Annotated in this window: 15 protein-coding genes; 10 read left to right on the forward strand and 5 right to left on the reverse strand. The window is 63.6% G+C overall.

What is annotated here, in order from left to right:
* Positions 1 to 19 precede the first annotated feature (19 nt).
* A complete protein-coding gene (locus P0D96_RS29785; protein WP_408286915.1) occupies positions 20 to 2,419 on the reverse strand; it encodes a penicillin-binding protein 1A in 2,400 nt (799 codons plus the stop codon).
* Between the two features lie 253 nt (positions 2,420 to 2,672).
* Between P0D96_RS29785 and pilM the strand changes: the two genes are divergently transcribed.
* The 7 genes from pilM to P0D96_RS29820 all read left to right on the forward strand — a co-directional run bounded on the left by pilM (position 2,673) and on the right by P0D96_RS29820 (position 10,063).
* Positions 2,673 to 3,665 carry a type IV pilus biogenesis protein PilM gene (pilM, locus tag P0D96_RS29790; protein WP_408317043.1) on the forward strand — a complete coding sequence of 331 codons (993 nt, stop codon included), beginning with the start codon at positions 2,673 to 2,675 and terminating at the stop codon, positions 3,663 to 3,665.
* A complete protein-coding gene (locus tag P0D96_RS29795; RefSeq protein WP_408317045.1) occupies positions 3,662 to 4,384 on the forward strand; it encodes a fimbrial assembly protein in 723 nt (240 codons plus the stop codon). Before pilM ends, P0D96_RS29795 begins: the two co-directional genes overlap by 4 nt.
* On the forward strand, positions 4,381 to 5,313 hold the full coding sequence (locus P0D96_RS29800; protein ID WP_408317047.1) for a hypothetical protein: 933 nt from the start codon (positions 4,381 to 4,383) through the stop codon (positions 5,311 to 5,313). The genes P0D96_RS29795 and P0D96_RS29800 overlap by 4 nt, the downstream gene beginning before the upstream one ends.
* A complete protein-coding gene (locus tag P0D96_RS29805; RefSeq protein WP_408317049.1) occupies positions 5,313 to 7,043 on the forward strand; it encodes a type IV pilus secretin PilQ in 1,731 nt (576 codons plus the stop codon). Before P0D96_RS29800 ends, P0D96_RS29805 begins: the two co-directional genes overlap by 1 nt.
* A 106-nt stretch (positions 7,044 to 7,149) precedes the next feature.
* Positions 7,150 to 7,701: a shikimate kinase gene (locus P0D96_RS29810; RefSeq protein ID WP_106284162.1), complete on the forward strand. Its 552-nt coding sequence runs from the start codon at positions 7,150 to 7,152 to the stop codon at positions 7,699 to 7,701.
* Entirely contained in the window at positions 7,701 to 8,786 is a 1,086-nt protein-coding gene (gene aroB, locus P0D96_RS29815; protein ID WP_408317051.1) for a 3-dehydroquinate synthase, read from the forward strand. Before P0D96_RS29810 ends, aroB begins: the two co-directional genes overlap by 1 nt.
* A 71-nt stretch (positions 8,787 to 8,857) precedes the next feature.
* The gene (locus P0D96_RS29820) at positions 8,858 to 10,063 is read left to right on the forward strand and encodes a deoxyguanosinetriphosphate triphosphohydrolase (protein ID WP_408317053.1); all 1,206 of its coding nucleotides are present in this window, start codon (positions 8,858 to 8,860) and stop codon (positions 10,061 to 10,063) included.
* A 121-nt stretch (positions 10,064 to 10,184) separates the two neighbouring features.
* On the opposite strand, the gene P0D96_RS29825 is transcribed toward P0D96_RS29820, so the two are convergent.
* Both P0D96_RS29825 and P0D96_RS29830 read right to left on the reverse strand, forming a co-directional pair.
* Positions 10,185 to 10,565, reverse strand: coding sequence for an ElaB/YgaM/YqjD family protein (locus tag P0D96_RS29825; protein WP_132376718.1), 381 nt, complete (start codon positions 10,563 to 10,565; stop codon positions 10,185 to 10,187).
* Between the two features lie 351 nt (positions 10,566 to 10,916).
* Positions 10,917 to 11,642, reverse strand: a complete 726-nt coding sequence (locus P0D96_RS29830) for an OmpW/AlkL family protein (RefSeq protein WP_342960587.1) — start codon at positions 11,640 to 11,642, stop codon at positions 10,917 to 10,919.
* Between the two features lie 187 nt (positions 11,643 to 11,829).
* On the opposite strand from P0D96_RS29830, the gene P0D96_RS29835 reads away from it, so the two are divergent.
* From P0D96_RS29835 to P0D96_RS29845, 3 genes are all read left to right on the forward strand, one after another.
* Positions 11,830 to 12,537 (forward strand): transposase, encoded by a 708-nt coding sequence (locus P0D96_RS29835; RefSeq protein ID WP_007180173.1) that lies wholly within the window; start codon positions 11,830 to 11,832, stop codon positions 12,535 to 12,537.
* A gap of 295 nt (positions 12,538 to 12,832) precedes the next feature.
* Positions 12,833 to 17,536: a glutamate synthase-related protein gene (locus tag P0D96_RS29840; RefSeq protein ID WP_132376719.1), complete on the forward strand. Its 4,704-nt coding sequence runs from the start codon at positions 12,833 to 12,835 to the stop codon at positions 17,534 to 17,536.
* A 120-nt stretch (positions 17,537 to 17,656) separates the two neighbouring features.
* A complete protein-coding gene (locus tag P0D96_RS29845) occupies positions 17,657 to 19,126 on the forward strand; it encodes a glutamate synthase subunit beta (protein ID WP_408317055.1) in 1,470 nt (489 codons plus the stop codon).
* Between the two features lie 181 nt (positions 19,127 to 19,307).
* On the opposite strand, the gene P0D96_RS29850 is transcribed toward P0D96_RS29845, so the two are convergent.
* Together P0D96_RS29850 and P0D96_RS29855 are read right to left on the reverse strand one after the other, a co-directional pair.
* On the reverse strand, positions 19,308 to 20,582 hold the full coding sequence (locus P0D96_RS29850; RefSeq protein ID WP_408317057.1) for a D-amino acid dehydrogenase: 1,275 nt from the start codon (positions 20,580 to 20,582) through the stop codon (positions 19,308 to 19,310).
* Positions 20,583 to 20,599: 17 nt separating this feature from the next.
* Positions 20,600 to 21,859 (reverse strand): MFS transporter, encoded by a 1,260-nt coding sequence (locus P0D96_RS29855; RefSeq protein WP_132376722.1) that lies wholly within the window; start codon positions 21,857 to 21,859, stop codon positions 20,600 to 20,602.
* Between the last annotated feature and the right edge of the window lie 144 nt (positions 21,860 to 22,003).

Below are 22,003 nucleotides of genomic sequence, written 5' to 3' on the forward strand. Positions count from 1 at the left end.
CGGGACTTCGGGCGGAGCGTCAGTGTCCGCGGAACAGATTCATGATGTCCTGCTTCTCCTGCTCGCCGACCTGCTCGGGCGCTGCGGCCGACGCGCCGCTCGCCTCGGCGTCCAGCGCCGCCTGACTGATGCCGACCGTAGCGATGAAGCCATGCCCCGGCGTGAAGTCGTCGAAATAAAGCTCCGAGCCGACTTCAGTCACGTCGTCGGGCATCGGCATCTTGTACTCCGGCACGCCCTTGAGCGCACGACCCATGTATTCGACCCACACGGGTAGCGCGAGGCCGCCGCCGGTTTCCTTGTCGCCGAGACTGCGCGGGTTGTCGTAGCCGATCCACGCAATGGCCGTGAGCGTGTGCTGATAACCGGCGAACCACGCGTCGCGCGAATCGTTGGTCGTGCCCGTCTTGCCGGCGAGGTCAGTGCGTTTCAGTACGTTGGTCTTCGCACCCGTGCCGCGTTGCGCCACGCTTTGCAGCAGGCTGTTCATCACGTACGCATTGCGCGGCTCGATCGCGTGCGGCGCGCTTTGCGCGGCCACGAGCGGTTGTGCGTGCGCGACCACCATGCCGCGCTGATCGGTGACTTCAGCGATCAGATACGGATTGATCCGATAGCCGCCGTTGGCGAATACCGAGAACGCGCCCGCCATCTGCAACGGCGTGACGAGACCGGCGCCCAGCGCCATCGGCAGATAGGCCGGATGGCGATCCGCGTCGAAGCCAAAACGCGTGATGTACTGCTGCGCGTACTTCGTGCCGATCTGGTTCAGGATACGAATCGACACCAGGTTCTTCGAGCGTTGCAACGCGGTGCGCATGGTCATCGGGCCGTCGAAGCCTCCGCCGTAGTTCTTCGGTTCCCACGCCTGGCCGCCTGTTTCAGCCGCGCTGAAGAAGAGCGGCGCGTCGTTGATCACGGTTGCCGGCCCAAGCCCCTTTTCGAGCGACGCCGAATAGATAAACGGCTTGAAGCTCGATCCCGGCTGACGCCACGCCTGAGTCACGTGATTGAACTTGTTCTTGTTGAAGTCGAAACCGCCGACCAGTGCGCGAATCGCGCCATCTTGCGGGATGACCGAAACGAACGCGCCTTCCACTTGCGGTAATTGCGTGATCGACCAGTTGCCGTCGTCGTTCTTGACGAGCCGGATGATCGCGCCGGGCCGCACGCGTTGATTCGGCTGCGCGCGCGGACCGAGCGCAAACTGCGCGAAGCGCAGGCCGTCGCCCTGGATCGTCGCGACATTGCCGTCGATGAAAGCGGCCTGCACCTGCTTCGGACTCGCCGAGGTGACCACGGCGGCAATGATCTCGCCGTTGTCCGGGTGTTCGAGCAGCGCGTCGTCGATGGCCTGCTCGCGATCATCGGCGTCGGTCGGCAGATCGATGAACGCCTCCGGACCACGATAACCGTGGCGCCGTTCGTAGTCCATCAGACCTTTGCGCAGCGCCCGGTATGCGACGTCCTGATCCGCCGAATCGATCGTGGTCACCACGTTCAGACCGCGCGTATAGGCTTCTTCGCGGTACTGCGCGTACATCATCTGACGCACCATTTCCGCGACGTATTCCGCGTGCACGCTGAATTCCTTGCCCGCGCCCTTGACCACGAGCGGCTGTTTGCTCGCTTCGTCGTATTGTTCCTGGGTGATGTAGTGCAACTCGTACATGCGTTGCAGGATGTACTCCTGACGCACCTTCGCACGCTTCGGATTGACGACCGGGTTATACGCGGACGGCGCCTTCGGCAAGCCGGCCAGCATGGCGGATTCCGCCAGCGTCAGATCCTTCAGATCCTTGCCGAAGTACACCCGCGCCGCGCTCGCGAAACCGTAGGCGCGCTGGCCGAGATAGATCTGATTCATATACACCTCAAGAATCTGATCTTTGGACAGCTTTGACTCGATCTTGTACGCCAGCAGCATCTCGTAGATCTTGCGCGTGTAGGTCTTCTCGCTGGAAAGGAAGAAGTTGCGCGCCACCTGCATGGTGATCGTGCTTGCGCCCTGCGTGGCGTGGCCATTGGTCAGCGCGACGAAGCCCGCGCGCGCGATGCCCGTGAGGTCGACGCCGCCGTGATCGTAGAAGCGCGCGTCTTCGATGGCGAGAATCGCCTTCTTCAGATGATCGGGCACGTCCTGGATATGGACGATGTCGCGCCGTTCTTCGCCGAATTCGCCGATCAGCACATGGTCGGCCGTATAGATGCGCAGCGGCACCTTCGGCCGGTAGTCGGTCAACGCATCGAGCGACGGCAGATTGGGCGTGGCGACGACAAGCGCATAGCCGAGCACCAGCAGCACGCACAGAATGCCTGCGACGATCAGACCCACGAAGCCCAGGATGAGCTTCAGCCACAGCGGGCGTTTGCGCTTCTGCGGCGCGGGCGGCGGGGACGTAGGAGACGTGGATTGCATATAGGCACCAAAAAACAGTCCCGCGATTATAGCCGCCTCGCTTTTCAGCTTTCGGCATGCTTACTGACACTTATTGGCAAGTCTGCGCGCCGCGCGGGAATGACTTCACTGTAGCCGCTTTGATGGCATACAGGACGTGCGTTGCTCAACGTTAGCCATTTGGCTGAGTGTCGCGCGGCGGCGCGGCTACGCACAATTCTTCCTCATCACTCGCGTTCGAATGGTTCGTCGCGTGAGTCAGAGGGAGGGCGTCATGGCGTTGAAAAGATCTTGGCTTCAGGCAGTGCAACCCGGTGCGCAGCGTTTTGCTGCGGGGATCGATGTCGGCTCGCAGACCGTGCGTCTGATCGTGCTGAGTCAGCGCGTGCGCTCACCCGGCGCGTTGCATATCGAATACGTGAGCACCGTCCCGCTTGCCGCCGGTGCTATGGCTGGCAGTGAGATCGCCGACCGGCACGCGGTGGCGCGTGCGTTGCGCGAGGCGTTCGCCGGTCTGCCGCACGCGTGCGCGACACATGCCTTGCGATGCGCGATGGCGCTGCCCGCGTCGGCCACCATGACCACCACGGTGCCGCTCACGCGGCTTGCCGCGCAGAGCGGTTGCGGGGAAGACGGCGGGCATCAACTGGCCGAACTGGAGCCGGCGGTGATGAGCGAGGTCGAGCGCATTGCCGGCCTCGAGCGGCATGCTCTCGCCGTCGACTGGTATCTCGACGAAACGTATTCGCCGGTCCGCTCCGTGACCATTGCCGCTACCGCGCGGCAACATCTCGAAGCGCGAATCGAATGCGCGGCGATTGCGGGTATCTCGCTCACCGTCATCGACGGCGAGCCGCATGCGGCGCTGCGCGCCATGCGCTACGCGGCGAGTTACGAGCTCGATCCGCACGAGCCGTATGTCGCGTTGTGGATCGGTACGGACGGCGTGTATGGCTGGCGGATCGTCGACGACGTCATCTGCTGCGAAATGCGCTATCCGGCACCGGAACACGCCGATCTCGCCGATGCGTTGCGCGACCTGGCCCAAGGCCCGGAACTCGACTGCGCGTTGTTGAGCGGCGAGGTCGATCTGCTCGACGGTGTGGGTTTCTCGAGCGCGGATATCGCCGACGTGTTGAGCTGCGCAGTGCTGCCGTTCGAATGCGCGGTGCTGGGTGGTCTCGTCCGGCCGTTGGACGATTCGCTGTTGCACGAGCCGTCCGGCGCGGTCGCGTTCGGGCTTGCGTTGCGCGGGGTGCTCGAATGACGGGCGGCCTGTTGCACGCAACGGCCTCTAACATCCGTGCGCCGGTACGCGGCACGCGCTTCGCGCGGTCGTGGCTCGGCGGTTTCAATCTGCTCCCGTACCGGCAAACCAACGCGCGGCTCGCGCGCCGACGGCGCGTGCTCGAATGGGTTGCCGCGGTCTGCGCCGGTTGCGCCGCCGTTTTCGCATTGGGCGGTTGGCAGGTAATCGCGAGAGCGCGGCTCGATGCGCAGCGCGTGTCGATCGAACACACGCTCACGCAACTGTCGGCACCGCTCGCGGAGCACGCGGCGTTGCTGCGCGCGCGAGACGAACAGCGCCGCGACGTCGCACGCGCAAAGAGCGTGTCTGAGCCGCTCACGCATCTGCGCGATCTGCTCGACGCGCTGAGTTTCGAACCGGGCGACGGCGTGGTGCTGCAGCAGTTGCGCCACCGCGAGGACGAGACCGAGTTGCTGGCGTCATCGCGTGGACATCTCGCCTCGGCCGAGTGGCTCAAGCGGCTGAGTGCGATCCGTGGCGTGAAGGGGGCGGAGGTGAGTGATCTGCATCGTTCGGTTTCACGCGGCGGTGCGGCTGCTGCGCAGGCGAGCGTTGCCGGTCCGATCGAATTCGGTGCGCATCTGCGGTGGAACGAGCCGGCGCAGAAAGCGGCTCGCCCGGCTGGGTCCACAACGCAGCGTCCTGTGAAGCCGGAACAATCAAGAGGTGCGAAATGAGTACGATCTTTGTGGAGTTCGGCGGCGCGGCAAACGCGCGCCTTTCCCTTTCCCATTGGATGAAGCGCGTGCACTTGCCGCTCGATGCATGGAGCCGGCGTCGTCGCTGGGTGGTCGCGTTACTGATCGCGGCATTGGTGTTCGGTCTTGGCGCGCATGGCTGGGTCGTGGCCGATCTCGGTGGTGTCGAAGCGAGCCGCACTGCGTTGGAAGCCAGTAGCTTGCATCTCGCGAACGCGCGGCGCGCGCTTGCGCAATTGCCCGCGCTGCGCCGTGATGCCGCCGCCGCGCCGGTTGCTGCTTCGACCACGAGCACATCCGCGTCGTGGAGTTCCGCCGACGACCTGCGCATCGTCTCCGAACTGGCCGCGCAAAATAACGTCGCGTTGCTGGCGGTGGAACCCGGCGTGGTCAGCGGCGCGGGCGTTGAAAGCATGCGACCGCTGCAACTGACCGCGCGTACGGACTTCGTTCACCTGATGGCATTTTTGCGCGGACTGTCCGATCTGCCGGTGCTGATCGTGCCGGTCGATGTGACCGTCAAGCGTGATGCCGCGGCGTTGTCGGTGAGCGCTACGCTGCACGTGTTCGACGCGCTGCGGCCGGCGCCATCGACAACCTCCGCGGATGCATTCGCCGACGACAGCCTCGACTCCGACGACGATGAAGACATCGTTTTCTTCGATCCGTTTTCGCAGCCGCAGATGCAGGCTGCCGGCGATCTGCCCGATGCCTCGCAACTACGTCTGGTCGGATTGCTGAGCGATCGTACGCGTGGGCTGGCCTTGCTCGATACACCGGACGGCGTGGCAACCGTCGAGTCCGGAGAGCGGATCGGCGCCGAGCGAGTCACGAAGCTGGACGCGTCCGGCATTACGCTCGCTAAGGACGGTGCGACACGCATGCTGGCGATGACGGAGGCTTCCTGATGAGACTGGTGAAGCCCTTTCCCTTTGCATTGTCGAGAGTTGATCCGCGTGCGTCGCCTCGCCTCATTGTGTGTCTCGGCCTGTATCTCAGCGCGACGCTGGGCGCCAGCGTCACGCAGGCGTCGACTCCACCACTGCCGCCGTTGCCTGCCTACATGCCGCTCGACGACGCGGTATCGCCGCGCGACGCTCCGTACAGCGGCACACCGCCACTACCACACGACGTTTCGGCCGATGTGCCCAACCCGTTTCGTCAGGATTCAGCAGACGATCCAGAGGCATCGCGCGGGAGCACTGCGGCGGCCAACGCCGGCACGGACGAGCGTGCCGACGCCGCTGCAACGCAATCCGCGGCTCCGGATCTCGGCGATGCCGACGCCGACGGCTCCGTCCCGCTGCGAAGGCAATCCGCCGCTCCGGCTCGCACCGAAGCCGCCGGCACCGCCGCGCTCGAAGGTCCGCCGGTGCCGCTGCCACCGCTCGCCCGTCTGAGCAACGCGCCACGCAGCGCCGCCGACGCAGCCCTCGCGCCCGACGACAAACCGATCTCGCTGAATTTCCAGCGTGCCGAACTCGGCGCCGTCCTCAATGCGTTCGCCAAGTTCACCGGGCTGAACATCGTCGCGAGCGAAAGAGTGCGCGGCGCGGTCTCACTGAAGCTCGACAAAGTGCCGTGGCGCACTGCCTTCGACACCTTGCTCGACGTCAACGGCCTGGCGATGGAGCGCCACGGCAACGTGATCTGGGTCGCGCCGATTGCGGATCTGGCGGCGCGCGAGCGGCAGCGCTTCGAAGCGCACGCCCGAGCCGCCGATCTCGAGCCGCTCGCGAGCCGCACGTTCGAGCTGCACTACGCGCATGCCGAAGACGTCAGACGGCTGTTGACCGGTTCGGGCGCGCAACGCGTCTTGTCTAAGCGCGGTGCCGCGACGGCCGATCCGCGCACCAATCTGCTGTTCGTGACCGATCTCGAAGGGCGCCTCGCGCAGATTGCGGCGCTGCTCGCTTCCGTCGACCGGCCAACGCGCCAGGTGTTGATCGAAGCGCGTATCGTCGAAGGCGAACATGGTTTTTCGCGCAATCTCGGCGTGAAGCTCTCCATGGCGGCCACGAACGCTGATGGCACCGCGAAAGGCTTGACCGGCGCCGGCTACGATCTGTCGGCCCGCCCGATTTCCGGCTTCGACGCCGCGACCGCCGGCCTGACCCTGTTCGCCGCCGGCGCGACGCGGCTGCTGAACATCGAGCTGAGCGCGCTCGAAGCGCAGGGCCGCGGCGAAATCGTCTCGAGTCCGCGCGTGGTCACGGCCGACCGGATGAAGGCGGTGGTCGAGCAGGGCACCGAGTTGCCGTATCAGGCGAAAGTGGGGCAGGGCGTGTCGGCCGTGCAGTTTCGCCGCGCCACGCTCAAACTGGAGGTCGAGCCGCAGATCATGCCGGACGGCCGTGTGGTGCTGGACCTCGACGTCGCCAAGGACAGCGTCGGCGAACAGACCGACGCCGGGCCCGCGATCAACACCAAGCACGTGCAAACGCGCGTCGAGGTCGAGGATGGTGGTACGGTGTCGATCGGCGGAATTTATGCGACCGACGACCGGGACGATGTGACGCGGGTCCCGGTCCTGGGCAAAATACCGGTTTTAGGTGCGCTTTTCCGCCATCGGGCTCATCGCGACCAGCGCAGCGAACTGGCTGTTTTCATCACGCCGCGCGTCGTTCAGACAAATTAGGGGCATGCTGCCGCCGCTTGCGAGCGGGGGCGCGCAGGCTCGACAAGGCAGCCGCTTTGCCAGTAAGCTGCGGCACGAACCATACCGGATTAGCCAGAGGACACCGTTGCAAGCGCGGGACGCACACGCCAATGTATTTTTTGTAGGGCTCATGGGGGCAGGGAAAACCACCGTGGGCCGGGCCATTGCGCGCCGTCTCGATCGCCCGTTCTTCGATTCCGACCATGAAATCGAGGCGCGCACGGGCGCGCGCATCCCGGTGATCTTCGAGCTGGAGGGCGAAGCGGGCTTCCGCGAGCGCGAAGCCAGCGTGATTTCCGACCTCACGGGGCGCGACAATATCGTGCTCGCGACCGGCGGCGGCGCGATACTGCGGCCGGAAAATCGCGAAGCACTGCAGAATCGCGGAGTGGTCATCTACCTGCGCGCCAATCCGCACGACCTTTGGCTGCGCACGCGGCGCGACAAGAATCGCCCGCTTTTGCAGACCGAAGACCCCAAAGCGCGTCTCGAAGCACTCTATGAAGTGCGCGACCCGTTGTACCGGGAATGCGCGCATTTCGTGATCGAAACCGGCCGGCCTTCGGTCAACGGACTCGTCAACATGGTTCTGATGCAGCTCGAGATGGCCGGCGTCGCCAAACATCCTGCGTCATAATGGACCGTATGATTACCGTCAACGTCGAACTGGGCGAACGCGCCTACCCCATCCATATCGGTGCCGATCTGATTGGCCAGACGGCGCTGTTCGCGCCGCATATCGCCGGCAGCTCGGTCACCGTCGTCACCAACGCCACCGTCGAGCCGCTGTATGGCGACAAGCTGCGCGCCGCGCTGGCGCCGCTCGGCAAGCAGGTATCCACGGTCGTGTTGCCGGACGGCGAGGCGTACAAGAACCTCGAAACCCTGAACCTGATTTTCGACGCGCTGCTCGGCGGCCGCGCCGATCGCAAGACCACGTTGATCGCATTGGGCGGCGGCGTGATCGGCGACATGACGGGTTTTGCGGCCGCCTGCTACATGCGCGGCGTGCCGTTCATTCAGGTGCCGACCACGTTGCTGTCGCAGGTCGATTCTTCGGTGGGCGGCAAGACGGGCATCAATCACCCGCTTGGCAAGAACATGATCGGCGCGTTCTACCAGCCGCAGGCCGTGATCGCCGACATCGGCGCGCTGCGCACGCTGCCGGCGCGAGAACTCGCGGCGGGCGTCGCCGAAGTGATCAAGACGGGCGCCATCGCCGACGCGGGTTTCTTTAGCTGGATCGAAGCCAATATCGAAGCATTGAACCGCTGCGAACCCGAAGCGCTAGCTGAGGCGGTCAAGCGGTCTTGCGAAATCAAGGCGTCGGTGGTCGCGCAGGACGAACGCGAAGGCGGACTGCGCGCCATTCTCAATTTCGGTCACACCTTCGGCCATGCGATCGAAGCCGGCCTCGGCTACGGCGAATGGCTGCACGGCGAGGCGGTCGGCTGCGGAATGGTGATGGCGGCGGATCTGTCCGTGCGCTTGGGCTATCTCGACGAGGCCGCACGCAAGCGCTTGGTCGACGTGATCGTCGCCGCGCATTTGCCGACGCGGGCGCCCGCTCTTGGCGACTCGCGCTATGTCGAACTCATGCGGGTCGACAAGAAGGCGGAAGCCGGCGCGATCAAATTCATTCTGCTGAAGCGTTTCGGTGAGACGCTGATCACCCAGGCGCCCGACGCCGAGGTGCACGCCACGCTGGCCGCCGCCGTCTGAGTCTCGCGGGGCATCCAGCAACGCAACACGCACCAGCGTCACGAGGCGCCGCCCATGTTTCGGAGAACCCGGTGACTGACAGGCGCAGCGACGATGTAAAGCATGACCCGGCGGCAGGCGCGTCGACGATCGGCGTGCGTTCGCAGGAAGCACTCGAAGCGCACCTCGCGCCGTACGCGGCGCACTCCGCGCAATCGCGCGGCCGCCGCTATCCGGAAGCCGCGCCCAGCGCGCGCACCGAATTTCAGCGGGACCGCGACCGCATCGTCCATTCGACGGCATTCCGTCGGCTCGAGTACAAAACTCAGGTGTTCGTGAACCACGAGGGCGACCTGTTTCGCACGCGTCTGACGCACAGCCTGGAAGTCGCGCAGATCGCGCGGTCGGTCGCGCGCAATCTGCGGGTGAACGAAGATCTCGTCGAAGCCATTTCGCTCGCCCATGATTTAGGCCATACGCCTTTCGGGCATGCCGGGCAGGACGCGCTCAACGAATGCATGCGCGAGCACGGCGGCTTCGAGCACAATCTGCAGAGCCTGGCGGTGGTCGACGATCTGGAGGAGCACTACGGCGCGTTCAACGGCTTGAACCTTTGCTTCGAAACGCGTGAGGGGATTCTCAAGCACTGCTCGCGCGAGAACGCGCGGCGGCTCGGTGCATTGGGCGAGCGCTTTCTGGAAGGGCGGCAGCCGTCCATCGAGGCACAGATCGCGAATGTCGCCGATGAGATCGCGTACAACAATCACGACGTCGACGACGGCCTGCGTTCGGGCCTGCTCACCGTCGAGCAACTCGCCGAAGTGGAGTTGTGGCAAGTGCACTATGAGGCGGCGCGCCGCGATTTTCCGCAGATCGAAGGGCGCCGGCTGATTCACGAAACGGTGCGCCGCATCATCAATACGTTGATCGTCGATCTGATCGACACGACCAAGCTGAACCTGGACCGGCACGCGCCGGCGTCGCTGGATGCCGTGCGCTTGTCGCCCGCGCTCGTCGCGCACAGCGACACGATTGCCGCGCAGGCCGCGGCGCTCAAGCGCTTTCTGTTCAAGAACCTGTACCGCCATTACCGCGTGATGCGCATGGCCAACAAGGCACGCCGCGTCGTCGCGGGTCTGTTCGACGCGTTCACGGACGATCCGCGGCTGCTGCCGCCGAGCTACCAGTCGACCGACGCGACGCAGCAACCGCGCCTGATCGCCCACTACATCGCGGGCATGACGGATCGCTACGCGGTCAAGGAATACCAGCGGCTGTTCGTGATCGACGACAACTGAGCAGCGCGGCGCGAGGCTGCGCCGGCACGGACGGCCCGCGAGCCGGCACCAGTGCACGGCGCCGGTTCAGCGCACCTGCAACAACCGCCAGGCCGAGGGCGCGCCCCGCGCTGTAGCCGTCTTAACGCAGCCGCGACGCGAACAACGCGCCCGCAATCAACGCGACGCCGCCGACGATCGCGATCGTCTGCCACGGATTCTCATGCACGTAATCGTCGGCATCGGCGATCGCCACTTCGGCGCGTTCGCGCACGGCTTCGCGCGTGTCGTTCAAGCGGGCGCGCGCGACCTCGAGTTGTTTGCGAAGTTTGCTGCGCAACGCCACCGCGTCGGCCTGGGTGCCGTCCGCCAGCGTGGATTCGAGTTCCGACATTAGCGTGCGCAGTTCGCCTGCGATATCTTCGGCCGCGTGGCGGCTGTGGCGAGCGATACGCCGCGCACGGCGGCTGGTGCTGGTCCAGGATTCGCCGAGGGCGTCTCGCGTATTCGGAAGTGCAGTCATGGTCGCTCCGTCGATGAGGTGAAAAGGGTCCCGCGCGTTGTCACGAAGACGCAGATTCACGTCGCGACGCGGGAAACACCATGCGAACGCAACTTCGATGCCAAACCCGAGAGGCCCCACCTGCCGTGGCCTGGACGCTGATTCGTCAGCACATATTGCACTGGCTGACGCGAATCCGGGTCAAATTTACAACGCTGACAGCCGGTCGGCGCGTGGCTTCCACGAGCGCCGAACCGGCAGCCATGAAGCGCCCACAAAAATAAAAACGCCGCCATTGGATGTATGACGGCGTTGTCCAAGCCACGAAAATTCGACTACCCTAACTCTACGGCCCCTAATTTTCTCGAAGCGTTAGAAACGGTAACCGATGTTGACGTAGGTAACGATCGGGTTCAGCTTGATCTTGGTTTCAGATTGCACGTTCAGCGTGCCGACCGGCGTGTTCGCCGCGGTGTTCAGCTTGGCAGTCGTGCTGAGCGGCAGGTAGGAAACGGAAAAGCCGGCGAACCAGTGCTGGTTGAAGGCGTAAGTGAAGCCGGCATTAAACACCGGCTCCCACGAACTATCCGTAGTGACGCTGGTCGGACCATGCAGTACGTTTGCCTCGAATGCGCTGTTGGTGATCTTTTCGTCGGTGAACCAGATGCGGCTCACGCCAACGCCGAGATACGGGCGGAAAGCGGCAGTCGGGGCGTTGAAGTAGTACTTGAACAGCAGAGTCGGGCTCCACTGTTTTGCCTGGCCCAGCTTGCCGAATTGGGCGAGGCTGCCCGAGCCTTCCAGGTCGAACGAAGGCGGGACGCCAATCACGAACTCGGCTGCGATGTGATCGGTGACGAAGTAGCCGGCAGTGAAGCCGATGGTGTCGGCGGAACTGAGTGTTGCACCGGTGTTGGCTTCGGTGATGTTGGTCGGGCTGCCGCCGATGCTTGTCACCTTCAACGGTTCGCTGCTCGATTGAGGCGCTAGATGGAACCAGCCTGATGTGACGAAAAAGCTACCGGCCGATTGCGCATGCGCTGCCGTTGTCATGCAGGCTAGCGCCGCGATCCCCGTTACGGCCTGTTTTAATTTCATATGTGCTCCTCCAAAAAAGGCCCGCTCATTATGACTACAACGTTTGAAACAAACCATACGCGGCGGTTAGAGCTTTCTCCCTAAGCTCCGCGCGGTTTCTGGCTTTGCCGCGCCGCGCCGAACCTTTGGCGCATGCGGTTCTTCGGACCTTCGGGTATGTACCAACGCGACTATCGGATACTCCAGCATGGCACGGCTTGCACGTCTCTATGTCCCTGACCAGCCGCAGCACGTCATCCTCCGCGGGCTCGATCAGCAGCCCGCATTCGTCGACGACCAGGACTACGAGCTCTTCATCGATTGTTTGAAAGCGGCTTCTCGCGACCATCACTTATCCATCCACGCCTATGCGTTGATGCCGGGCGCGGTGCAACTGCTCGTTACGCCCACCGAGGAGTCGAGTCTGCCCAAGGCGATGCAGGCGGTTGGGCGCCGCTACGTGGCGCACTTCAACCGGCGTTACGCGCGCCGCGGCACCTTGTGGGAAGGCCGCTACCGCGCCACGGTGATCGAAGGCGAGCGCTACTTCCTGCTGGCGAGCCGCGTCGTCGAGATGTGCCCGGTGCGCGCGGGGCTCGTGAGCGCGCCGGAAGACTACCGCTGGTCGAGCTACCGCCATCACATCGGCCTCACGCTCGACAGCCTGATTACCGACCATCCGCTGTACTGGTCGCTCGGCAATACGCCGTTCGAACGACAGCGTGCGTACCGCGAACTGTGCGAGCAGCCGCTCGACGAACGCGAAGCCAGCCAGCTTCAACAAGCCACGCTGAAGGGCTGGGTTTTGGGGAGTGATACATACCGTGAATGGGCGGCGCGGGCAGCCAACCGGCGTGTGTCGCCGCTGCCACGCGGACGGCCGCGCAAGGTGCGCGAGACGCCGCAGCAGCAATAAAGCGTTTCGCATCAAAGGGCTGCATCGAAACGGCATCTTCGTATGCCGTTTTCTTTTGCACGATTTAGATGTGGCACCAATAAAAATAAGGTGCAATGCACCAACTTGATAATTGGGGTTCGATGATCACGTTTTATTTGCTATTCCATTGATTCGTCGCGTATATTCCGAATTCCGGCGCTTTTTGACGCGCGTAGCATCGAGCGTTGAGCGCGCCGTCGCGGTTGTGAATCGCACTGCGGCAATAGAAAAAATGGTTTAACGGCCTGTCCGGCCCCTCACAGACGGTGTCCCCATGAACGACCACCAGCAACCGACTCATCCGGTTCCCGCCGCACAAGGTCTGTACGACCCGCAAAACGAGCACGACGCCTGTGGCGTCGGCTTTGTCGCACACATCAAGGGCAAGAAAAGCCACGAGATCATCGAGCAGGGCCTGAAGATTCTCGAGAACCTTGACCACCGGGGCGCCGTCGGCGCCGATCCGCTGATGGGCGACGGCGCGGGCATCCTGATTCAGATTCCGGACGGCTTCTATCGCGAGGAAATGGCCAAGCAGGGCGTAGTGCTGCCGCCGCACGGCGAGTACGGCGTCGGCATGGTCTTCCTGCCGAAGGAACACGCGTCGCGTCTGGCTTGCGAACAGGAGCTGGAACGCACGGTGAAGGCCGAGGGCCAGGTCGTGCTGGGCTGGCGCGACGTGCCGGTCGACCACACCATGCCGATCTCGCCCACCGTCAAGGCGAGCGAGCCGCTGATCCGCCAGATCTTCATCGGCCGCGGCAAGGACATCATGGTGACGGACGCGCTCGAGCGGAAGCTGTATGTGATCCGCAAGACCGCGAGCCATCGCATCCAGGCGCTCAAGCTCAAGCACGGCAAGGAATACTTCGTGCCGTCGTGCTCGGCGCGCACGGTCGTCTACAAGGGCCTGCTGCTGGCCGGCCAGGTCGGCGTGTATTACCGCGACCTGCAGGACGAGCGCACGGTGTCGGCGCTGGCGCTGGTGCACCAACGCTTCTCGACCAACACGTTCCCGGCGTGGGAACTGGCTCACCCGTACCGCATGATCGCCCACAACGGCGAAATCAACACGGTGAAGGGCAACGTCAACTGGCTGAACGCGCGTACCGGCGCAATCGCGTCGCACGTGCTCGGCGACGATCTGCCGAAGCTCTGGCCGCTGATCTATCCGGGCCAATCGGACACCGCCTCGTTCGACAATTGTCTCGAACTGCTGGTGATGGCCGGCTACCCGCTCGTCCACGCGATGATGATGATGATCCCGGAAGCCTGGGAGCAGCACACGCTGATGGACGACAACCGCCGCGCGTTCTACGAATACCACGCCGCGATGATGGAGCCGTGGGACGGCCCCGCTGCGATCGCCTTCACCGACGGCCGCCAGATCGGCGCCACGCTCGACCGTAACGGCCTGCGTCCGGCGCGCTACATCGTCACGGACGACGACCTGGTCATCATGGCGTCGGAAGCCGGCACGCTGCCTATCCCCGAGTCGAAGATCGTCAAGAAGTGGCGTCTTCAGCCGGGCAAGATGTTCCTGATCGACATGGAACACGGCCGCATCATCGACGACAAGGAACTGAAGGACAACCTCGCGAACGCCAAGCCGTACAAGAGCTGGATCGACGCCGTGCGCATCAAGCTCGACGAAATCGAGCCGAAGGCCGAAGACGTCGTGACGGAGCGCCGCGAAGCCGCTGCTTTGCTGGATCGTCAGCAGGCGTTCGGCTACACGCAGGAAGACCTCAAGTTCCTGATGGCGCCGATGGCGCAAGCCGGCGAAGAAGCCGTCGGCTCGATGGGCAATGACTCGCCGCTGGCGGTCATGTCCAACAAGAACAAGACGCTCTACCACTACTTCAAGCAGCTGTTCGCGCAAGTGACGAACCCGCCAATCGACCCGATCCGCGAAAACATGGTGATGTCGCTGGTGTCGTTTGTCGGTCCGAAGCCGAACCTGCTGGACACGAACAACATCAACCCGCCGATGCGTCTCGAAGTGTCGCAGCCGGTGCTCGACTTCAAGGACATCGCCAAGATCCGCGCGATCGATCAGTACACGGGCGGCAAGTTCAGCTCGTACGAACTGAACATCTGCTATCCGGTGGCGTGGGGCAAGGAAGGCATTGAAGCGCGCCTCGCCTCGCTGTGCGCGGAAGCCGTCGATGCGGTCAAGTCCGGCTACAACATGCTGATCGTGTCGGACCGTAAGACCGACCGCGACAACGTCGCGATTCCGGCGCTGCTCGCCACTGCCGCAATCCACACGCATCTCGTGCAGCATGGTCTGCGCACGAGCGCGGGCCTGGTCGTGGAAACCGGCTCGGCGCGTGAAACGCACCACTTCGCGTTGCTCGCGGGCTACGGCGCCGAAGCCGTGCACCCGTACCTCGCGATGGAAACGCTTGGCCAGCTCGCAGCCGGCCTGAAGGGCGACCTATCGGCGGAGAAGGCGGTCTACAACTTCACCAAGGCAGTCGGCAAGGGCCTGCAGAAGGTCATGTCCAAGATGGGCATTTCGACCTACATGTCGTACACCGGTGCGCAGATTTTCGAAGCCGTCGGTCTCGCTGAAGATCTGGTGCAGAAGTACTTCAAGGGCACGTCGTCGAAGGTCGGCGGCATTGGCCTGTTCGACGTCGCGGAAGAAGCGATCCGTCTGCATCGCGAGGCGTTCGGCGACAACCCGGTCCTCGCGAACATGCTCGACGCGGGCGGCGAATACGCTTACCGCGTGCGCGGCGAAGAACACATGTGGACGCCGGATGCGATCGCCAAGCTGCAACATTCGGCACGCAGCAACTCATATCAGACGTACAAGGAATACGCGCATCTGATCAACGATCAGACCAAGCGTCACATGACGTTCCGCGGCCTGTTCGAGTTCAAGTTCGACCCGACCAAGGCCATCCCGCTCGACGAAGTCGAATCGGCGAAAGACATCGTCAAGCGTTTCGCCACCGGCGCGATGTCGCTGGGTTCGATCAGCACGGAAGCGCACGCCACGCTGGCAGTCGCGATGAACCGCATCGGCGGCAAGTCGAACACCGGCGAAGGCGGCGAGGACGTGAACCGTTATCGCAACGAACTGCGCGGCATTCCGATCAAGAACGGCGACACCATGAAGTCGGTGATCGGCGACGAAGTGATCGTCGACATTCCGTTGAAGGAAGGCGATTCGCTGCGCTCGAAGATCAAGCAGGTGGCGTCGGGCCGTTTCGGCGTGACCGCGGAATACCTCGCGTCCGCTGACCAGATCCAGATCAAGATGGCGCAGGGCGCGAAGCCGGGCGAAGGCGGCCAGTTGCCGGGCCACAAGGTGTCCGACTACATCGGCAAGCTGCGTTACTCGGTGCCGGGCGTCGGCCTGATTTCGCCGCCGCCGCACCACGACATCTACTCGATTGAAGACTTGGCGCAGCTGATCCACGATCTGAAGAACGCCAACTCGGCGGCAAGCATCTCGGTGAAGCTGGTGTCGGAATCGGGCGTCGGTACGGTTGCCGCAGGTGTCGCCAAGGCGAAGGCCGATCACGTCGTGATCGCCGGCCATGATGGCGGCACGGGCGCGTCGCCGCTGTCGTCGGTGAAGCATGCCGGCACGCCGTGGGAACTCGGTCTCGCCGAAACGCAGCAAACGCTGGTGCTGAACCAGTTGCGCGGCCGTATCCGCGTGCAGGCCGACGGTCAGATGAAGACCGGCCGCGACGTCGTGATCGGCGCGCTGCTCGGCGCGGACGAGTTCGGTTTCGCGACGGCGCCGCTCGTCGTCGAAGGCTGCATCATGATGCGCAAGTGCCATCTGAACACCTGCCCGGTCGGCGTCGCGACGCAAGATCCGGTGCTGCGTGCGAAGTTCCAGGGCCAGCCGGAACACGTCGTGAACTTCTTCTTCTTCGTTGCGGAAGAAGCGCGCGAAATCATGGCGCAACTGGGCATCCGCAAGTTCGACGACCTGATCGGCCATGCCGAACTGCTCGATATGAAGAAGGGCATCGAGCACTGGAAGGCGAAGGGCCTCGACTTCTCGCGCGTGTTCTATCTGCCGCAAGTGTCGGCCGAAGTGGCGCGCAAGCATGTGGACGTGCAGGACCACGGTCTGGACAAGGCACTCGATCACACGCTGATCGAGAAGGCGAAGGCGGCGATCGAGAAGGGCGAGCACGTCTCGTTCATCCAGCCGGTGCGTAACGTGAACCGTACGGTCGGCGCGATGCTGTCCGGCACGATCGCGAAGAAGTACGGCCACGACGGCCTGCCCGACGACTCGATCCACATCCAGTTGAAGGGCACCGCGGGCCAGAGCTTCGGCGCGTTCCTCGCCAAGGGCATCACGCTGGACCTGGTTGGCGACGGCAACGATTACGTCGGCAAGGGCCTGTCGGGCGGCCGCATCATCATCCGTCCGACCAACGATTTCCGCGGCAAGTCGGAAGAGAACATCATTTGCGGCAACACGGTCATGTACGGCGCGATCGAAGGTGAATCGTTCTTCCGCGGCGTCGCGGGCGAGCGCTTCTGCGTGCGTAACTCGGGCGCGACGGCGGTTGTCGAAGGCACGGGCGACCACGGTTGCGAATACATGACGGGCGGCACGGTGGTCGTGCTCGGCGAAACGGGCCGTAACTTCGCGGCCGGCATGTCGGGCGGCGTCGCCTATGTGTACGACCCGGACAGCACGTTCGCAGGCAAGTGCAACAAGTCGATGGTCGCGCTCGATCCGGTCCTGCAAACGGCCGAACAGGAACGCACGGTTGACAAGGGCCTGTGGCACACCGGCACGACCGACGAAGCGCTGCTCAAGGGACTCATCGAGCGTCACTTCCAGTTCACGGGTTCGCCGCGCGCCAAGGCGCTGCTCGAAAACTGGGACGCGTCGCGCCGTCAATTCGTGAAGGTGTTCCCGACCGAATACAAGCGCGCGCTGGGCGAAATGGCCGCGAAGAAGGCGAACAAGGAAGTGCTCGCCGCCTGATTCGCAACGCTGTTCAACAGCAAGACGTCACCTTTAGCCGTACCCGCCGCGCGCGACCGTTCAACGGTGCGACGCGACGGGTCCAGATCACCCCTAGATACAGATAGAGAAGAGAACCACATGGGCAAGGCAACCGGTTTTCTCGAGTTCGAACGCCGCCACGAGGCGTACGAAGCTCCGCTCACGCGTGTGAAGCACTACAAGGAATTCGTCGCCGCACTGACCGACGACGAAGCGAAGATTCAAGGCGCGCGCTGCATGGACTGCGGCATTCCGTTCTGCAACAACGGCTGCCCGGTGAACAACATCATCCCGGACTTCAACGACCTGGTGTTCCATCAGGACTGGAAGAACGCGATCGAAGTGCTGCACTCGACGAACAACTTCCCCGAGTTCACGGGCCGCATCTGCCCGGCGCCGTGCGAGGCGGCGTGCACGCTCGGCATCAATGACGACCCGGTCGGCATCAAGTCGATCGAACACGCGATCATCGACAAGGCATGGGCCGAAGGCTGGGTTGCGCCGCAGCCGCCGAAGCACAAGACCGGCAAGAAGGTCGCCGTGGTCGGTTCCGGCCCCGCCGGTTTGGCCGTCGCGCAGCAACTCGGGCGCGCGGGGCACGATGTCACCGTGTTCGAAAAGAACGACCGCATCGGTGGTTTGCTGCGTTATGGCATTCCCGACTTCAAGCTGGAGAAGTGGTTGATCGATCGCCGCATGCGCCAGATGGAAGCCGAAGGCGTGACGTTCCGCGCGGGCGTGTTCATCGGCAAGGCAGATTCGCTGCCGGCGCACATCGGCAGCACGGCGAAGGAAACCATCACGCCGGATCAGCTGAAGGAAGAATTCGACGCCGTGGTGATCGCTGGCGGTTCGGAAACGCCGCGCGATCTGCCGGTGCCGGGCCGCGAGCTGGAAGGCATCCACTACGCGATGGAATTCCTGCCGCAACAGAACAAGGTCAATGCCGGCGACAAGGTCGCGAACCAGCTGCTCGCGAAGGGCAAGCATGTCGTCGTGATCGGCGGCGGCGATACGGGTTCGGACTGTGTGGGCACGTCGAATCGTCACGGCGCGAAGAGCGTCACGCAGTTCGAACTGCTGCCGCAACCGCCGGAAGAAGAGAACAAGCCGCTCGTGTGGCCGTACTGGCCGATCAAGCTGCGCACTTCGTCGTCGCATGACGAAGGCTGCTCGCGTGATTGGGCGGTCGCGACCAAGCGCCTCGAAGGCAAGAACGGCAAGGTCGAGAAGCTGATCGCCGCGCGCGTCGAATGGAAGGACGGCAAGATGCAGGAAGTGCCGGGCTCCGAATTCGAAATGAAGGCCGATCTGGTGCTGCTCGCCATGGGTTTCACGCAGCCGGTGTCGCCGGTGCTGGAAGCGTTCGGCGTCGACAAGGATGCGCGCGGCAACGTGCGTGCGTCGACCGAAGGCGACAAGGCGTATTACACATCGGTGGACAAGGTGTTCACCGCGGGCGACATGCGCCGTGGTCAATCGCTGGTGGTGTGGGCGATTCGTGAAGGCCGTCAGTGCGCGCGTTCGGTCGATGCGTTCCTGATGGGTCATTCGGAACTGCCGCGGTAAACGTCTCCGTCGGTTTTTCACGCTCTGACTGTGGCGTGGAAACCGGCTACTGCTTGCAGGAAGAGGTGGAGACGACAATGTGCGCCGTCAGCGGCACATCGAGCGGTAAAAAATGAAGCCGGGCACCTGAGAGGGTGACCCGGCTTTTTAATGTCTGCGCGGCGCGGCGCTATGTGTGTGTCTACCCGCGAGGCTTGCGATACCGCGCCAAGGTCAGTCCATCGAGATCGATCTCCGGCTTGCGGTGCGTGATCAGATCCGCGACCACGCGCCCTGAACCCATCGACATCGCCCAGCCCGTCGAGCCGTGCCCGAGGTTCAACCACAGTTTCTCCACGCCGGACGGGCCGAGCAGCGGCGCGCCATCGGGTGTCATCGGACGGCGGCCTACCCAGAAATGCGCGGACGTGGGATTGGCCGCGTGCGGGAACCAGTCGCTGAGCACTTTCATCAGCGTTTGCAGCGCCTGTTCGCGCAAGGTGGTCTGCCGATTACCGAGTTCCGCAGTGCCGGCCACTCGCAGATTGTTGCCGAAGCGAGTGATCGCCGTTTTCAGCGATTCGTCCATCAGCGCGGCGCGCGGGGCTTTTTCTTCGTCGGTGACGGGCAGCGTCGCCGAATAGCCTTTCACCGGATAAAGCGGCACCTTCACGCCGAGCCGCGCCAGCAGTGCTGCGCTATCGACGCCTAGCGCTACCACCACGGCATCCGCGTGCAGCATTTCGGCGCCGCGCTCGCTCTCGATACCCACCGTGCGCAACGCACCGCCTTGCACATCGAGCGACGTGACGCGCGTGTCGAAACGAAAGCGCACTCCGTTGCGCTCGCAGATCGCGCGCAGTTCGCGGGTGAAGCGGGCGCAGTCGCCGGCTTCGTCGTCGGGCAGATAGAGGCCCGAGAGCGGCGCCTGGCGCGCCCAGCGCAAACCAGGCTCGATCTCGACGCATTGCGCCGCGCTAACCTCACGATGCGCGATGCCCGCATCGCGCAACACGGCGAGCGCCGGCTGCGCAAGCTCGACGTCGTACTCGCTGCGGAACAACTGCAGATAGCCCTGGCTGCGGCCGTAGTCGAAGGGATAGCAGGCGCGGAATTCGTGCAGGCACTCGCGGCTGTAATAAGCAATGCGCTGCATGCGCTGCTTGTTGACGCGAAACCGTTCGAGGTCGCATTCACGCAGCCAGCGCGCGATCCAGCGCCATTGAGCCGGATCGAAGGTCGGGCGGAAGATCAGGGGTGAGGCCGGTTTGAACAGGTATTTGAGAATCTTCGTCGGCATGCCGGGCGCGGCCCAAGGCGTCACATAGCCCGGCGCGATCACGCCCGCGTTGCCGAAACTGGTGGAGAGCGCGACGTCCGGCTCGCGCTCGATCACGGTGACTTCGCAGCCCTGCTGGCGCAGGTAAAAAGCCGTGGCGACGCCGATGACGCCGCCGCCCAGAACAATCGTTTTCATGTGTGTGTACTGCGGATTCAGGCGGCGGTGCGAGTCGCGCCGAGTACCTTGCCCTTGGTTTCAGGCAGACACAACGCGGCGACGATCACGAGCAGATAGCCCGAGCCGGCCACGATGCCCATCGCCTTCACCAGCGTCATGGTTTGCGACAGTGTACCTACCAGAATCGGAAAGAACGAGCCGAGTCCGCGTCCGAGGTTGTAGCAGAACCCTTGACCCGAACCGCGTATCGCGTTCGGATAAAGCTCCGACAGGTAAGCGCCCACGCCCGCGAAAATCCCTTGCACCACGATGCCGAGCGGAAAGCCGAGCGCGAGCATCATGCCGTCGGTGATCGGCAGCATGGTGTAGAACATGCCGAGTACGAAAGAGCCGATCGCGAACAGCACGAACGACGCGCGCCGGCCGATCTTGTCGCACAGAATCGCGCCGACGATATACCCGGTGAACGAACCGACGATCAGCACGATCAGATAGCCACTGGTGTTGAACACCGACAGATGGCGCACGGTCTTCAGATAGGTCGGCAGCCAGGTGGTGATCGCGTAATAGCCGCCGAGCATGCCGGTGCACAGCGCACTGCCGAGCAAAGTGGTTTTGAGGTGATCGCCCGAGAAGATCTGCAGGAAATGCGAGGTGTCGAAACCGCTCTCACGAGCGCGGCGCGTTTCGAGAAAAATATCCGGATCGCTCACGTTGCGGCGAATGTAGATGATCCACGCCGCGGGCAGCAGGCCAATCCAGAAGCAGGCGCGCCATGCGTATTGCTCCGGCAGCAGCGCGAAGAACGCCCAGTAAATGATGGCCGCAGCCGCCCAGCCGAACGACCAGCTGCTCTGCACGGTGCCCACGGCTTTCGCGCGATGCTGAGGCGAGCGAATGGTCTCGGCCATCATGATCGTCACGACCGACCATTCACCGCCGAAGCCGATGCCTTGCAACGTGCGCGTGGTGAGCAACTGCCAGAACGAATGCGTGAAGCCGGACAGAAAGGTGAAGAGCGCGAAGGTGGCGATGGTCCACTGCAGCACGCGGATACGGCCGTAGCGGTCAGCGAGAATGCCGGCGAGCCAGCCGCCCACCGCCGACGAGATCAGCGAACTGGTGGCGATCATGCCGGCTTCGCTTTTGGTCATGCCCCATGTCGCGATCAGCGTCGGAATGAGGAAGGAGTAAATCATGAAGTCGAAGGCGTCGACCGCGTAACCGCCGAAGCCGGCGTACAGAGTGCGGCGTTCTCGTTGTGTCAGTTCGGTGAACCATTGGAGAGAAGGCATGTTTTGTTGTGGTCTCCAGTGCTTGTTGGCCTGCCGTTGGCGTGAATGTGGGGTGTTTGTATTCTACGGGGATGGGGCGTCGTGGGGCCAGTTGTGGTCAAAAATGGCAGGGAAGGGTAAGAAACCGATAACAGATGAAATGCC

The sequence above is a fragment of the Paraburkholderia sp. RL17-347-BIC-D genome, from assembly GCF_046027915.1.
GTDB lineage: Bacteria > Pseudomonadota > Gammaproteobacteria > Burkholderiales > Burkholderiaceae > Paraburkholderia.

Coding starts and splice junctions, on each gene's coding strand:
- aroB (WP_408317051.1), top strand. CDS start 7,701: ATGGACCGTATGATTACCGTCAACGTCGAACTGGGCGAACGCGCCTAC.
- pilM (WP_408317043.1), top strand. CDS start 2,673: ATGGCGTTGAAAAGATCTTGGCTTCAGGCAGTGCAACCCGGTGCGCAG.
- P0D96_RS29850 (WP_408317057.1), bottom strand. CDS start 20,582: ATGAAAACGATTGTTCTGGGCGGCGGCGTCATCGGCGTCGCCACGGCT.
- P0D96_RS29835 (WP_007180173.1), top strand. CDS start 11,830: ATGGCACGGCTTGCACGTCTCTATGTCCCTGACCAGCCGCAGCACGTC.
- P0D96_RS29830 (WP_342960587.1), bottom strand. CDS start 11,642: ATGAAATTAAAACAGGCCGTAACGGGGATCGCGGCGCTAGCCTGCATG.
- P0D96_RS29800 (WP_408317047.1), top strand. CDS start 4,381: ATGAGTACGATCTTTGTGGAGTTCGGCGGCGCGGCAAACGCGCGCCTT.
- P0D96_RS29825 (WP_132376718.1), bottom strand. CDS start 10,565: ATGACTGCACTTCCGAATACGCGAGACGCCCTCGGCGAATCCTGGACC.
- P0D96_RS29845 (WP_408317055.1), top strand. CDS start 17,657: ATGGGCAAGGCAACCGGTTTTCTCGAGTTCGAACGCCGCCACGAGGCG.
- P0D96_RS29855 (WP_132376722.1), bottom strand. CDS start 21,859: ATGCCTTCTCTCCAATGGTTCACCGAACTGACACAACGAGAACGCCGC.
- P0D96_RS29795 (WP_408317045.1), top strand. CDS start 3,662: ATGACGGGCGGCCTGTTGCACGCAACGGCCTCTAACATCCGTGCGCCG.
- P0D96_RS29805 (WP_408317049.1), top strand. CDS start 5,313: ATGAGACTGGTGAAGCCCTTTCCCTTTGCATTGTCGAGAGTTGATCCG.
- P0D96_RS29785 (WP_408286915.1), bottom strand. CDS start 2,419: ATGCAATCCACGTCTCCTACGTCCCCGCCGCCCGCGCCGCAGAAGCGC.
- P0D96_RS29840 (WP_132376719.1), top strand. CDS start 12,833: ATGAACGACCACCAGCAACCGACTCATCCGGTTCCCGCCGCACAAGGT.